Origin of the sequence: Micromonospora sp. NPDC023814, assembly GCF_040639595.1 — a bacterium.
In the GTDB taxonomy this organism is placed as follows: Bacteria; Actinomycetota; Actinomycetes; order Mycobacteriales; family Micromonosporaceae; genus Micromonospora.
This window is the reverse complement of sequence record NZ_JBFAAF010000037.1, coordinates 20650-33886: the sequence shown is the minus strand read 5'-3', so window position 1 is coordinate 33886 and position 13237 is coordinate 20650. Positions and strand designations below refer to the sequence as shown.

13 protein-coding genes are annotated in these 13237 nt (G+C 72.7%); 6 read left to right on the top strand and 7 right to left on the bottom strand.

All coding sequences use genetic code 11. From position 1 onward, the window contains the following. The first annotated feature begins 20 nt into the window (after window positions 1–20). Window positions 21–1007 (top strand): ATP-binding cassette domain-containing protein, encoded by a 987-nt coding sequence (locus AB0G14_RS20410; protein WP_357699564.1) that lies wholly within the window; start codon window positions 21–23, stop codon window positions 1005–1007. Beyond that, window positions 1004–1846, top strand: a complete 843-nt coding sequence (locus tag AB0G14_RS20405) for an ABC transporter permease (protein ID WP_357699562.1) — start codon at window positions 1004–1006, stop codon at window positions 1844–1846. Before AB0G14_RS20410 ends, AB0G14_RS20405 begins: the two co-directional genes overlap by 4 nt. Before the next feature lie 241 nt (window positions 1847–2087). On the opposite strand, the gene AB0G14_RS20400 is transcribed toward AB0G14_RS20405, so the two are convergent. From AB0G14_RS20400 to AB0G14_RS20390, 3 genes are all read right to left on the bottom strand, one after another. After that, window positions 2088–2636 carry an SRPBCC family protein gene (locus AB0G14_RS20400; RefSeq protein ID WP_357699560.1) on the bottom strand — a complete coding sequence of 183 codons (549 nt, stop codon included), beginning with the start codon at window positions 2634–2636 and terminating at the stop codon, window positions 2088–2090. Window positions 2637–2644: 8 nt separating this feature from the next. Further along, window positions 2645–3190, bottom strand: coding sequence for an SRPBCC family protein (locus tag AB0G14_RS20395; RefSeq protein ID WP_357699558.1), 546 nt, complete (start codon window positions 3188–3190; stop codon window positions 2645–2647). 177 nt (window positions 3191–3367) lie between these two features. Further along, window positions 3368–4141 carry a class I SAM-dependent methyltransferase gene (locus tag AB0G14_RS20390; RefSeq protein WP_357699556.1) on the bottom strand — a complete coding sequence of 258 codons (774 nt, stop codon included), beginning with the start codon at window positions 4139–4141 and terminating at the stop codon, window positions 3368–3370. A gap of 205 nt (window positions 4142–4346) precedes the next feature. Here AB0G14_RS20390 and AB0G14_RS20385 point away from each other — a divergent pair, with 205 nt between their 5' ends. Next, entirely contained in the window at window positions 4347–5534 is a 1188-nt protein-coding gene (locus tag AB0G14_RS20385) for a glycosyltransferase (RefSeq protein WP_357699554.1), read from the top strand. 192 nt (window positions 5535–5726) lie between these two features. Here the strand turns inward: AB0G14_RS20385 and AB0G14_RS20380 are convergent, their stop codons facing one another. Continuing rightward, complete coding sequence (locus AB0G14_RS20380) at window positions 5727–6119, bottom strand: metalloregulator ArsR/SmtB family transcription factor (protein ID WP_357699552.1); 393 nt, start codon at window positions 6117–6119, stop codon at window positions 5727–5729. A 111-nt stretch (window positions 6120–6230) separates the two neighbouring features. On the opposite strand from AB0G14_RS20380, the gene AB0G14_RS20375 reads away from it, so the two are divergent. Beyond that, a complete protein-coding gene (locus AB0G14_RS20375; RefSeq protein ID WP_357699550.1) occupies window positions 6231–6965 on the top strand; it encodes a class I SAM-dependent methyltransferase in 735 nt (244 codons plus the stop codon). Between the two features lie 362 nt (window positions 6966–7327). Next, window positions 7328–8512 (top strand): acyltransferase, encoded by a 1185-nt coding sequence (locus tag AB0G14_RS20370; protein ID WP_357699548.1) that lies wholly within the window; start codon window positions 7328–7330, stop codon window positions 8510–8512. Window positions 8513–8690: 178 nt separating this feature from the next. On the opposite strand, the gene AB0G14_RS20365 is transcribed toward AB0G14_RS20370, so the two are convergent. The 3 genes from AB0G14_RS20365 to AB0G14_RS20355 all read right to left on the bottom strand — a co-directional run bounded on the left by AB0G14_RS20365 (window position 8691) and on the right by AB0G14_RS20355 (window position 11967). Next, window positions 8691–9680 carry an NAD-dependent epimerase/dehydratase family protein gene (locus AB0G14_RS20365; RefSeq protein WP_357699546.1) on the bottom strand — a complete coding sequence of 330 codons (990 nt, stop codon included), beginning with the start codon at window positions 9678–9680 and terminating at the stop codon, window positions 8691–8693. Between the two features lie 6 nt (window positions 9681–9686). Further along, on the bottom strand, window positions 9687–11006 hold the full coding sequence (locus tag AB0G14_RS20360) for a nucleotide sugar dehydrogenase (RefSeq protein WP_357699616.1): 1320 nt from the start codon (window positions 11004–11006) through the stop codon (window positions 9687–9689). Between the two features lie 118 nt (window positions 11007–11124). Then, the gene (locus AB0G14_RS20355) at window positions 11125–11967 is read right to left on the bottom strand and encodes an AraC family transcriptional regulator (RefSeq protein ID WP_357699544.1); all 843 of its coding nucleotides are present in this window, start codon (window positions 11965–11967) and stop codon (window positions 11125–11127) included. A 300-nt stretch (window positions 11968–12267) separates the two neighbouring features. On the opposite strand from AB0G14_RS20355, the gene AB0G14_RS20350 reads away from it, so the two are divergent. After that, window positions 12268–13236 carry a DUF1702 family protein gene (locus AB0G14_RS20350; protein ID WP_357699542.1) on the top strand — a complete coding sequence of 323 codons (969 nt, stop codon included), beginning with the start codon at window positions 12268–12270 and terminating at the stop codon, window positions 13234–13236. The last annotated feature ends 1 nt before the right edge of the window (window position 13237 follow it).

Below are 13237 nucleotides of genomic sequence, written 5' to 3'. Positions count from 1 at the left end.
GTGACGCGACAGGAGTGAGCATGACAACCAATCCGGCCTTGGCCATCGAGACCCGCGAGCTGGTGAAGGTCTTCGGCCAGACGCGCGCGGTCGACGGACTGGACCTGGCGGTGCGGGCCGGGACGATCCACGGGGTGCTGGGCCCGAACGGGGCCGGCAAGACGACGGCCATCAAGATGCTCGCCACGCTGATGCGACCCACCTCCGGCACCGCGTCCGTGCTCGGGCACGACGTGGTCCGCGAGGCCGCCGAGGTCCGGCGCCGCATCGGCCTCACCGGCCAGACCATGTCCCTCGACGAGGACATGACCGGCATGCAGAACCTGATCCTCGCCGGCCGCCTGCAGGGTCTCAAGCACGCGTCCGCGGTCGCGCGGGCGGAGCAGCTGATGGAGGCGTTCGACCTCACCGAGGTCGGCAACAGGCTGGTGAAGACCTTCTCCGGCGGGCAGCGGCGGCGCATCGACGTGGCCGCGAGCATGGTGGTCACCCCCGAGCTGCTGTTCCTCGACGAGCCGACCACCGGCCTCGACCCGCGCAGCCGCACCGAGGTCTGGGAGATGATCCGGGCGCTGGTCCGGGACGGGGGCACCGTCCTGCTGACCACGCAGTACCTCGACGAGGCGGATCACCTCGCCGACGAGCTGACGCTCATCGACCACGGCCGCATCGTGGCCCAGGGCACCCCGCCGGAGCTGAAGGCGAGCCGCGCCGCCGGCGTGCTCGACGTCCGGCTGCGCGACCCCGAGCGCCGGGCCGACGCGGGCACCCTGCTCGCCCGGGCCGTCGGCGCCGCCGCCGACCTCGACTCGGATCCGGCGCGGCTGTCGGTGCGGGTGACCGACCCCGACCGGGCGGCGCTGGCCCTGGGCGAGCTGGCGCGGGCCGGCATCCACGTCGACGACTTCACGCTCGGCCAGCCCTCGCTCGACACGGTGTTCCTCGCCCTCACCGGTCACTCGACGCTCGACGCCAGCGAAGAAGAGGAAGCAGAGGTACGGGCATGACGACACCCAGCACCGAGGCACGGCCGCTGCCGGCCGAGATCTTCAGCCGGTCGGTGGCCGGCGCGGAACGGCCGCCCCGCCCCGGTCCGCTGTTCGCCGTCCGCACCTTCGCCTGGCGGAACCTGATCAAGCTTCGGTACGTGCAGGACCACCTGGGCACGGCGGTGGTCTTCCCGATCATCCTGACGCTGGTCTTCACCTACCTGCTCGGCGGCGCGATCGCCGGCTCGCCCCGGGAGTACCTGCAGTTCTTCCTTCCCGGCGTGATCGTCCTCTCGCTGGTGTCGTCGAGCATGATGAGCGCCCTGACGCTCAACCGGGACATCGCCACCGGCATGTTCGACCGGGTCCGCAGCACGCCCATCTGGCAGCCCGCGGTGCTGGTCGGGGCGATGACCGGCGACGCCGTCCGGTACGCCCTGACCTCGATCGTGCCGCTGTCGCTGGGCCTGCTGCTCGGCTTCCGGCCGGACGGCGGCCTGTCCGGGGTGGTGCTGGCCCTGCTCTACCTGCAACTGTTCACGTTCAGCATCGCCTGGCTGTGGATGCTGTTCGCGGTGCTGATCCCGCAGCCGACCGCCGCCGCCGGCGTGGTCAACCTCCTGCAGTTCGTGCTGCTTTTTGGCAGCAACATCCTGGCGCCGTCGCAGACGATGCCGGGCTGGCTGGAGGCGGTGGTCAAGCTGAACCCGGTCACCCACGCCGCGACCGCCACCCGCGGGCTGATGCATGGCACGGTGACCTCGGGGGAGATGGGCGCCGGCCTGCTGACCTGTGCCGTGCTCGTCGTGCTGCTCGCCCCGCCCACGATCTGGCTCTACAGCCGCAAGCAGCGCTGACACCCCTCCCCGACGGCCCCGGTGCCCCCTGCTTCCCCCGGCAGGCGCCCGGGGCCGTCGCGGCGCACCCCGGTGTTGTCCTGCTGACGCGCCTACCGGCCGACGGGGCGCGCATCCTCCCGGCGTGGGGGCGGTGCGGTCCGGGGAGCCGTCGTCACGGCCGACGGACAGACGACGGCCCCGGACGGACTCACGTCCGTCCGGGGCCGCGTCGTGGTCGGTCGAGCAGCTCCCGCCCCGGCTACGAACCGGAGTGGACCAGCGCGGCCCAGGCCTCGCCGCGCTCCTGCGAGATGCGCATCATCTCGGGGCTCGGCTCGAACTCCTCGGCCGCGTCCTCCGGGACCGGGCCGCCCGGCAGGTCGCCCCGGACGAACATGCCGAGGAAATCGAGGGCCATCTCCCAGCCGATGCCGACCTCCACGAGCATCTGCTCCGAGGTCGTCGCGTGCTCGAGCTCCAGCAGGGTGCCGTCGCCCTCCTCGCTGAGTCGCAGCTCCACCTCGCTGTCCGGCTTGCCCTCGTACACCCAGCTGATGGTGAGCCGCCGCGGCGGCTCGCAGCGCAGGATGTCGCCGCTGGCGTTGCCCTGCAGGGCGAAGTTGCCGCCCTCGCGGAGGTCGCCCTTGGGCTCGATGAACCAGCGGTTGATGCGGTTCGGGTCGGTGCAGGCGCTCCACACCTCGTCGACGGGCGCGTCGTACCGCTGCCGGATGATGATGCTGCGGGCCTCGCCGGCCGGGATGGTGCGTCGGCCGAGGGCCCGCTCCGTCGCCTGACCTGATGCCACCGGGCCGTTCACTTCTTCGCCCCTTCTTCGTCGATCTTGTTCTGGAACGACTGGAGGATCGTCGGCCAGCCCTTGTCCATGCCGTTGCGGACCCGCTTGGCGTGCTTGGTGCCCATCCGGTCGAAGTGGGTGTGCTCGACGTCCACGCGGGTCTTCTTCTGGCCGTCGGCCACGAAGGTCACGGTGAACTCGCTGGCGTTGTCCGGGTCGATCCGGCCGAAGCCGTTGAGCCGCCAGCCGATGACCAGCGTGTCCGGCGAGTCCACCTTCCGGATCAGGCCGAAGGTGTGCTCCTCGCCCTGCTCGTCGATCTCGTACCAGCGGCCGCCCTTCTTGTCGACGCCCAGTGGGGCTCCGACCTTGGTGGTGCGGAAGTTGTTCGGCCACCACTCGGGGAAGCCCTCGAGGAACATCGTGAAGGCGGTCTTGCGGTCGGCCTTGACAGTGACGCTGTGCCGGACGAACGGGTCGTAGTTCGGGGGCTTCGGCTTCTTCGCGGCGGTGCTCTTGGTGGTCGTGCTCTTCGCGGCCGGTGCGGTCTTCTCCTGAGTCATGTCTCGTCCTCACTGTCGCTGCGCGGAGGATGGGCGGGTCAGACGGGGTCCGCCCATCCGCCTCCATAAGTCGGCACGAACGTAAGTTATAGTTTATACGTAGTCCGGTCAATCGCGCGCGAGCGCCGCGGTTCCCGCCGGGCGTCGCCGTCCCGGGCCCGCGGTAGGTGTCGCCGGTCAGTCGCCCCACCGCAGGTACGCCGGCGCCGGGCGGCCCGGCAGCAGGCGCAGCGGGGCGTGGTCCAGCCCGAGCACCTCCCGCATCGCGATGTTCTCGCCGGGCCACTTCGGATTGTCGAGCTCGTCGAAGGCGACGATGCTGCCCTTGGTGAGGTAGGGCCGGATCGCCTCCAGCACGGCCTTCGTCGGCTCGTAGAGGTCGAGGTCGAAGTACGCCAGCGCGATGACGGTCTGCGGGTTCGCCGCGAGGTAGCGCGGCACCGTCTCCCGGACGTCGCCCTCGACGAGCACGCTACGCTGCGTCACGTGCCCGAAGAAGTCGCTGCACTCGTGCGCGTCCAGCACCTCTTTCAGGTACGCCGGGTAGCCCCCTGGCACGGCGAAACGGCCCTCGTACGCCGTCGGGCCGACGCGGTCGACGTCGTTGACGTCGGGGAAGCCGGTGAAGGTGTCGAAGCCGACGATGCGCCGCAGCGGGTTGTAGGGCTCGTAGACGCCACGCAGGGCGGCGAAGGTGGCGAGGTGACGGCCGAACCGGACGCCGAACTCCATGATCACGCCGGGCACGTCGAGGACCTCGCGGTAGAGCGCGTCCATGGAGAGCAGGTCGGTCATCTGGTGGCGGCGCAGGAACAGGGGGAGGTTGTTGACCAGTTCCTCCGTCGGGATGGGGGAGTTGGTCAAGAGCTTCGTCAGGCGCTGGGTGGTCTCCGTCTCCTCCGGTGAGTCGTGTACGAACGCACGCAGGTCCTGACCGTCGCCGCTGTCCATCCGCAGCCTCCATAGCGTAGATCACTTGATACTTTCAAGCGTAGTGGAGGGGTGGGGTCGGCACAATACGGTCGCACCGGCCGTGATCCTCAGGTCGTTACCCGTGTATGGGACTTGCGCAAGATGAGCCACTGTAGATCGACTTGCCGGTGTGCTAGATATGATTCAAGTAGACGGGTCGCCCTGCCAACTCCTGGAAAGGCAAGTGATCACCGTGCGTGTGCTGTTCGCCAGTCTCGGAACCCATGGCCACACCTACCCCCTGCTGCCACTGGCCACGGCCGCCCGTGCGGCGGGCCACGAGGTCACCTTCGCCACCGGCGAGGGCTTCGCGGGCACCCTGCGGAAGCTGGGCTTCGAGCCGGTCGCGACCGGGATGCCGGTCTTCGACGGGTTCCTGGCGGCGCTGCGGATCCGCTTCGACACCGACAGCCCCGAGGGGCTGACCCCCGAGCAGCTCAGCGAGCTGCCGCAGATCGTGTTCGGGCGGGTCATCCCGCAGCGCGTCTTCGACGAGCTCCAGCCGGTGATCGAGCGGCTGCGGCCCGACCTCGTGGTGCAGGAGATCAGCAACTACGGCGCCGGGCTGGCCGCCCTCAGGGCCGGCATCCCGGCCATCTGCCACGGGGTCGGCCGGGACACGCCGGACGACCTGACCCGGTCCATCGAGGAGGAGGTGCGGGGGCTGGCCCAGCGGCTCGGCCTCGACCTGCCGCCCGGGCGCATCGACGGCTTCGGCAATCCCTTCATCGACATCTTCCCGCCGTCGCTGCAGGAGCCGGAGTTCCGGGCCCGCCCGCGGCGCCACGAGCTGCGCCCGGTGCCCTTCGCCGAGCAGGGCGACCTCCCGGCCTGGGTGTCCTCGCGCGACACCGCCCGCCCGCTGGTCTACCTGACGCTGGGCACGTCCAGCGGCGGCACCGTCGAGGTGCTGCGGGCGGCGATCGACGGGCTCGCCGGCCTCGACGTCGACGTCCTGGTCGCCAGCGGCCCGTCCCTCGACGTCAGCGGCCTCGGGGAGGTGCCGGCCAACGTGCGGCTGGAGTCGTGGGTCCCGCAGGCGGCCCTGCTGCCCCACGTCGACCTGGTGGTGCACCACGGCGGCAGCGGCACGACCCTCGGCGCCCTGGGCGCCGGCGTGCCGCAGCTGTCCTTCCCGTGGGCGGGGGACTCCTTCGCCAACGCGCACGCGGTGGCGCAGGCCGGCGCCGGCGACCATCTGCTGCCCGACAACATCAGCCCCGACTCGGTGGCGGGTGCCGCGAAGCGCCTGCTGACCGACGAGAGCTACCGGACCGGGGCGCGGGCCGTGGCGGCCGAGATCGCCGCCATGCCGGGCCCCGACGAGGTCGTCCGCCTGCTGCCGGACTTCGCCTCCCGGAGCGCGGGCTGACCGGCGGTACGCCGCCGGGGCCGGCCCGTGTCGGCCCCGGCCGGCGCCCGTCCACCGGACGGGCCGACTGCCCGTGCCGCCTGGTCGCGGCTGTCCGTGGTTGCCCGTGCCGCCTGGTCGCGGCTGTCCGTGGTTGCCCGTGCCGCCTGGTCGCGGCTGTCCGTGGTTGCCCGTGCCGCCTGCCCGTACCACCTAGTCCTGGCCGTCGGCGGGCGCCCGGCGGCGCGGCCGGCGTCCCTCGGACCCGCCGGTGCGGCCCTCGCCCTGGCGGGCGCGACCGCGCGCGATCTCGGTGCCCAGGGCATCGAGGCGCTGGTTCCAGAAGCGTCGGTAGCGCTCCAGCCACCGGTCGAGCTCCTGCAGGGGGGCGGGGTCGACCGCGTAGAGCCGCCGGGTGCCCTGCGGGCGGACGGTGGCGAAGCCGTTCTCGCGCAGCACCCGCAGGTGCTGGGAGACGCCGGGCTGGGAGATGCCGAACTCGCGCTGCACGACCGCACCGACCTCACCGGCCGACAGCTCACCGTCCGCCAGCAGCTCGATGATGCGCCGGCGGACGGGATCGCCCAGGATGTCGAACGCGTGCACGGGTACGACAATATCAGACCGGGGTTATAGAAGCCGCAGGTTCGGCCGGTCGGGCCGTCGGTACCGCCGGGGCGGCTGACGGACCGGGCGGCCGCGCCGCGAGGGGGAGAGATGTTCGGACCGGAGCACGCCGAGGTGTACGAGGCCGCCTACCGCGGCCGCGGCAAGAGCTGGCACGACGAGGCGTCGGACGTGGCCGACCGGATCCTGGCCGCTCGACCCGACGCCGTCCGACTGCTCGACGTCGGGTGCGGCACGGGCGCGCACCTCGAGACCTTCGCGACCCGCTTCCGCCACGTGGAGGGTCTCGAACTGGCCCCGGCGATGCTGGCGCTAGCCCGACACCGGCTGCCCGGGGTGCGCCTGCACGCCGAGGACATGCGGGCGTTCGACCTCGGCGTCACGTTCGACGCGGTGACCTGCCTGTTCACCGCGGTCAACTTCCTCGGCACGGTGGCCGAGATGCGGGCCGCCGTGGCCACGATGTCGGCCCACCTGGCGCCGGGCGGCGTGCTGGTGCTCGAGCCGTGGTGGTTCCCAGAGCGGTTCATCGACGGGTACGTCGGCGGCGACCTGGTGCGCGAGGAGGGCCGCACGGTGGCGCGGGTGTCGCGGTCTACCCGGCAGGGGCGGGTGACGCGGATGGAGGAGCGCTGGCTCGTCGGCGACGCCGCCGGGATCCGGGAGTTCAGCCAGGTCGGCCTGCTCACCATGTTCACCCGCGAGGAGTACGACTCGGCGTTCGCGGCGGCCGGCTGCGAGTCCACGTACGTCGAGGGCTGGTTGACCGGCCGGGGCCTTTTCGTGGCGACGCGCACCGGCTCCGCCACGCCGTCAAAGGGCTGACCGCCCGGGGTCGAGCGGCTCGGAGGTCGATCTTTCCCGGCCCTTCATATAGCCGACAGGACGCTAGCTGCGGCAGCACGGCCGTGGCAGTCTGCTGTTCGCAGCGATCTATTTGTCAGTTTGTCGGAAAATGCTGGAACCGGACAGTCGTCGGCGATCTCGTGAACTGTTCACGGATTCGTCGGAATGTGTCCCGGTTCATTTTCCGTGCCTGACCGGATCGAACACGACGGCGTGCTGCGCCCGGCCGAGGACGGCGGGGGACGCCGTGCGGTCCGGCCGGCCACGGCGGACAGGCACGGCACCCCGAACCCCCGTCGCCCGCCGCCGTGGACGTGGCTCGAGACCTCTCGAGGAGCGACGTGACCGACACCGACGGACGACCGCACCGACTGCCGGCTCTCACCGGATACCGCTTCTTCCTCGCACTCACCGTGGCGCTGGTGCACGTCTTCTCGGCGTCCCAGCTCTTCGCCGACGACGCACTGCAACTCGGGCTCGGGCTGACCACGCCCCTGGCCTCCGCGGCGCTGGCCTCGTTCTTCACCCTCAGCGGCTTCGTCCTGACCTGGTCGGCGCCGCCGGGCGACACCGCCGCCCGGTTCTGGTCCCGCCGGTTCTGGAAGATCGTGCCCCTGCACATGCTCGGCTGGGCCGTCGCCGTCGGGTTCCTCGTGGCGACGACGGCGCCCTCGCCGGCCACCGGCGTCTCCGCCGACCTGGAACCCGGGCCGGCGGTGGCGAGCCTGCTGCTGGTGCAGGGCTGGGTGCCCTTCTGGGAATACCTGTCCTATCTGAACGCGCCGGCCTGGTCGATCTCCACCGAGGCGTTCTTCTACCTGCTCTTCCCGCTGCTGCTGCCGCTGGTCCAGCGGATCCCGGCGCACCGGCTGTGGCGGTGGTGCCTCACGTTCGCCGGCGCGATCCTGCTGGTGTCGGCGGTGAGCCCGCTGCTGCCGGGGGCGCCGCAGCTGAGCTTCCTGCCGTTCAACCTCAACGAGTACTGGTTCGTCTACACCTTCCCGCCGGTGCGGCTGCTGAACTTCCTGCTCGGCATGGTGCTGGCCCGGATCCTGCTGACCGGCCGGTGGCGCCGGGTGGCCCGCTGGAAGCTCGTCCTCGGCACGGTCCTCGCGTTCCTGGTCACGCCGATGCTGCCGTTCACCTTCATCTTCAGCGCCGCGCTGTTCGTGCCGCTGTTCGCCCTGATCCCCAACCTGGCGCAGGCGGACCTGGAGGACCGCGGGCGGGTGCTGCGCAGCCGGGCACTGGTCGCCCTCGGCGACGCCTCCTACGCGCTCTACATCATCCACTTCCCGATCATGTTGATCGTGCGTCATCTGGTCGGCGCGGAGCGACGCTTCGGGGCCGGTACGGGAGCCCTCATCGCGGTGGGCATCCTGCTCGTCTCGACGCTCGTCGCACTGGGCCTGCACAGGTGGTTCGAGGAGCCGCTGCGGCGCCGCTTCGCCGCCCCGCGGGCCGCCGGCCGACCTGACCTGGGCGCCGGGGCGGGGCCGGCCACGGTCCTGCCCCAGCAGGTCTGACCACCGCGCGTGTTCCTCGGCCCGGGCCCACCCCGGGCCGGGGAGCCAGCCCGGCGCCGGAACCGGCCGCCCGGGCCGTTGACGTGACGGTGTGGCCGCGGTCGCCCCCGGTGGGACGGCCGTCTCCGGACGGATCCGCCGGCCACCCGCCGGCGGCGGGCCGACGCACCGGCCCGACCTACCTGACGACCAGTCCGTCGTCGGCCTGGGCGGTCCACCACGGGTTGCGGCGGGCCCACTCGACGGTCCGGCGCAGGCCGGTCACCAGCGGTACGCGGGCCCGCCAGTCCAGCAGCGCGGCGGCCTTGCCACAGTCCGGTACGCGGCGGGGGATGTCCTGGTAGCGGGAGCCGAGCCCGGCTCCGGTGTCCGCGGTCTGGGCCGCCACCGGCACCCCGGTCACCGTGCCGGCCAGCCGGATCGCCTCGGCGACGGTGGTCTCGACGCTGCTGCCGATGTTGAAACACTCGCCGACGGCGCGCGGGTGGGCGGCGGCCAGCAGGGTCGCCTCGGCCGCCTCGTCGATCCAGGTGAAGCACCGCGTCTGGCGGCCGTCGTCGTACACCACGGGCGGAACGCCCCGCAGCAGGCGGGCGACGGTGCGGCTCAGGACGTAGGCCGGGCGCTGGCGCGGGCCGTAGACGTTGAAGTAGCGCAGGACCGTCACCGGCAGGCCCTCCTGCCGGTGGAACGCGAACGCCAGGTGCTCGGCCGCCGCCTTGCTCGTCGAGTACGACCACCGGTCCGTCGCCGTGCTGCCGAGCACCCGGTCGTCGTCCTCCCGCCACGGCACCCGCGGGTTGCGCCCGTACACCTCGCTCGTGCTGGACACCACGACCCGGGCGCCGGCGCGCAGCGCGGCCCGCAACGCGTTCCGGGTGCCGTCCACGTTGATCTCGACCACGTCCAGCGGCCGACTGAGGTACCGGTCGACGCCGACGACCGCCGCGAGGTGGTAGACCTCGTCCACCCCGGCGGCGGCAGCCGCCAGCCCGTCGGCGTCCCGGACGTCGCCGCGAACGTGCCGGATCGCGCCCGGCGGGTGCTCCAGGTCGGGCGGCGGGTCGGCGAGGTCGAAGACGACGACCTCGTCACCCCGGCGGACCAGCCGTTCGACGACGTGACTGCCGACGAAGCCGAACCCGCCGGTGACCAGGGATCTGGGCACTTTTCCTCACCTTCCAATGCCGCGGTAGGCGAAGCCGAACCGGTGCAGCTCGCGGATGCGCGCCGGCGAGAGGTGCATGCGGCCGTCGAAGACCAGGCAGGGCTCGTCCACCCGCTCGGCCAGGGCGCCGAAGTCGAGCTCGTGGAACTGGCGGTGCCCGGCGAGGAAGGCCAGGCAGCCCGCCCCGCTCACCGCCTCGTCCAGGCTCGCCGCCGGTGCGGTGCCGAACCGGGCGACGATCTCGGCGGGGTCGGCCAGCGGGTCGAAGATCCGGACCCGGAAGCCGCTGTCGCGCAGCGCCGCCACGACCCCGCGCACCGGGGTGTTGCGGACGTCCCCGGTGTCGTTCTTGAACGCCGCACCGAGCACGGCGATCGTCGTGTCGGACCGGTCCCGCCCCAGCTTGACCAACTCGTCGGCGATGACGGCGGCGGTGTGCCGGGGCATGTCGTCGTTGACCGCGCGTGCGGTCTCGACCGTGCGCAGGGGCACGCCCCGGTCCCGCCCGTCCCGCCACGCCATCCACGGGTCCTTCGTCAGGCAGGAGCCGCCGACACCCACCCCCGGCAGCAGCAGGTTCACCATGCTGCTGCCCTTGGGCAGGGTGTTCGCCGCGCCGATCACGTCGAGGACGTCCACCCCCAGCACCGCGCAGTACCGGGCGAGCTCGTTGGCGATCGCCACGTTCGCGTCGATCCACCAGTTGGTCGCGAGCTTGACCACCTCGGCGGCCTCGGCCGACGGCACCTGCCGGACGTCCACGCCGAGCGCGGACCGCCAGAACCGTTCGGCCGCGGCGGCGCTGCGCGGGCCGCACCCGCCCACCACCACCGGCAGCGTCCGCACCTGCGCCAGCGCCACCCCCTCGGCGAGTCGCTCCGGGCAGAAGGCCAGCCCGAAGTCGCGCTCGTGCACCAGCCCGCCGCTCTCGAGCAGGGGCGCGACGAGGGTCCGGGTGGTGCCGGGGGAGACCGTCGACTTGAGGATCACCAGTTGCCCGGCGCGCAGCCGCAGGGCGATCTGCTCGCACGCCGCCACGAGCTGGTCGGTGACCATCTCGTGGCCGGCGTCGGTCGGGGTGCCGACCGTCACGACCACCACGTCCGCCGCGCCGACCGGGTCGTACGACGTGCTGGCCGTCAGCCGTCCGGTGGCGGCGAGGTCCCGGACGGCGCCGGCCAGGCCGGGTTCGGGCAGCCGGCAGCGGCCGGCCCGCAGGTCCGCGACGGTGCCCGGTTCGCTGTCGACCGCGACCACCTCGGCGCCGCGGCCGGCGAGGGTGACGGCGAGACAGGTGCCGACGTAGCCGGCACCGGCGATGACCACCCTCAGCGGGGACGGTCCGCCCGGGTCGGGAAGGAACGGCATGATGGCCCGGCACCGCCTTCCTGGTCACGACCTCGTGGTCCTGTCGCCGACACGCGCGCGTGCCCGTGCCGCCGGGTCACGCGATGGCCGCCGCGGCCAGCGCGGTGCGGCCGGCCGGCCAGGCCGGGCCCGACCGACCCACCGGGCCGGACAGCCGCGTGAACGTCTCGACGAGCCGGCACACCGGGCCGATGGCCAGCGCCGGCGGGTCGGTCGGCCGCGGCGGCGCGGTGGTGACCGGGGCGGCCGCGCAGCCGTCCTGGGGCAGCACCAGCTCGGCGGTGCCGACCAGGTGGCTGGTGGGCTCCTCGTCCACCAGGGCCCGGGTCAGCGTGCTGTCGCCCCGGACCAGCACGACCCGGGCCTGGTACGTGCCCGGGCGCGCCACCACCGGGACCTGCGCGCCGTCGGGCGCCACCGCCCACGCGGTCGACGCGTCCGCCGCCTCCCCGTCGGCCCGCAGGCCGACCAGCACCAGGTCGCCGGGCTCGCTGTCGGGCACGTGCAGCACCATCCGGGGCCGGGTGACCTCCGTGACGGCGTTGCGCAGCCAGCCCGCCAGGACGTGGCAGGGCCGGCCGGCCAGCAGCCGGGACATCTGCCGGAAGTGCCCCGGCGACGTGCCGACCAGCCGGGAGAACTGGGTGGTGAAGGTCCCCGCGCTCGTGTAGCCGACGTGGCCGCTGATGGCGGTCACCGTCAGGCCGGAGTGCAGCAGCATCCGGCGGGCCTCCGCCATCCGCAGCGCGGCGAGGAAGCGGGCCGGGGTCATCGTGGTCACGTCACGGAACAGCCGGTGGAAGTGGAACGGGCTGAAGGGAACCACCCGGGCCAGGTCGGCCAGCTGCAGCGGCTCCGACAGATGCCGGCGCATGTAGTCGATGGCCCGCGCCGCAGCCGCCTCCCGGGACTGCTCCATCGTGCTCCGGGCAACGCCAGACGTCGATTTCACATCAGCTCCCTGTGGCAGTGGGATCGGGCACCGCAGAGGAGTCTGCGTAGTCCTCCTTGACGATTTCTTGAACGCCCCGGCAACCGGCTGGGGAGCCATTGGCGGGCCAGCCGAGCAAGTTGGGAGAAGTGGATCCGATGAACGCCGTGAAACATGGGTCCGTAGCGGTACGGCGATCCGGTGCTCCCGTCGGAGCTGGATTTCGACGAACCATTTCGTCAACTGTCGTCTGATTTAACCGCGTCCCACCTGCGGGAGGAGTGCGCCATGCCCGCCAATTGGCGAACCATTCGTCAATACGTCCTGACGCCGGGGATGGCCCAGACCACCTTCGCGACCCGGGGCTTCCGCGCCCGGGACGAGCCGACCCGTGAGCGGCTTGAGTCGGTCGGCGCCCACTTCCTCACCGGCTACGGGCACGCCGTCGGCGCCCGCGGCCCGGACGAGGCGGCCGTGGCGCTGGAGACCGTCGAGCCGGACCTGCGCGGGTTCGCGTACGAGGGCGCGGCGATGGGCCTCGCCGTCCTGGACGGGCTGACCGGTGGCCGCCGGGTCGCCCGGTTCCTGGCCGGGCCGGCCGCTCGGCACGTCTACATGGTCCATGTCGGGGTGGGCTGGGCGATGGCCCGCCTGCCCCGCTGGCGTCGGCACGCCATCCAACCCGCCGACCGGTTGCTGGGCTGGCTCGCCCTGGACGGCTACGGATTCCACCAGGCGTACTTCCACACCCGGCGGTACGTGCGGTCGCACCGGCGCGACGAGGTGCTGCCCTGGCCCGGCGACCCGATCGGGCGGTGGACCGGGCGCGTCGTGGACCAGGGCATCGGCCGCGCGCTGTGGTTCGTCGAGGGCGGCGACACCGACCGGATCGCCGACACGGTCGACGGTTTTCCGCCGGACCGGCACGAGGACCTGTACAGCGGGGTGGCGCTGGCCGCCACGTACGCCGGCGGGACACCGCCCGAGGACCTGCGGCGGCTGCGCGAGCGCAGCGGCGCGTACGCCCCGGCGATGGCCCAGGGCAGCGCCTTCGCGGCGGAGGCCCGGGAGCGCGCCGGACTGACCACCGCGCACACCGCGGCCGCCACCGACGTCTTCTGCGGCGCGCCACCGGCCGAGGCGGCGGCGGTCACCCAGGCCGCGTTGGCCGACCTCGACCGGGACGGGCCGGAGCCGGCCTACCTGGTGTGGCGGCAGCGGATCGCCAAGCAGTTCGTGACGCTGGGGAGGTGCTGAC

Coding starts and splice junctions, on each gene's coding strand:
- AB0G14_RS20410 (WP_357699564.1), top strand. CDS start 21: ATGACAACCAATCCGGCCTTGGCCATCGAGACCCGCGAGCTGGTGAAG.
- AB0G14_RS20375 (WP_357699550.1), top strand. CDS start 6,231: ATGTTCGGACCGGAGCACGCCGAGGTGTACGAGGCCGCCTACCGCGGC.
- AB0G14_RS20395 (WP_357699558.1), bottom strand. CDS start 3,190: ATGACTCAGGAGAAGACCGCACCGGCCGCGAAGAGCACGACCACCAAG.
- AB0G14_RS20350 (WP_357699542.1), top strand. CDS start 12,268: ATGCCCGCCAATTGGCGAACCATTCGTCAATACGTCCTGACGCCGGGG.
- AB0G14_RS20390 (WP_357699556.1), bottom strand. CDS start 4,141: ATGGACAGCGGCGACGGTCAGGACCTGCGTGCGTTCGTACACGACTCA.
- AB0G14_RS20355 (WP_357699544.1), bottom strand. CDS start 11,967: ATGGAGCAGTCCCGGGAGGCGGCTGCGGCGCGGGCCATCGACTACATG.
- AB0G14_RS20405 (WP_357699562.1), top strand. CDS start 1,004: ATGACGACACCCAGCACCGAGGCACGGCCGCTGCCGGCCGAGATCTTC.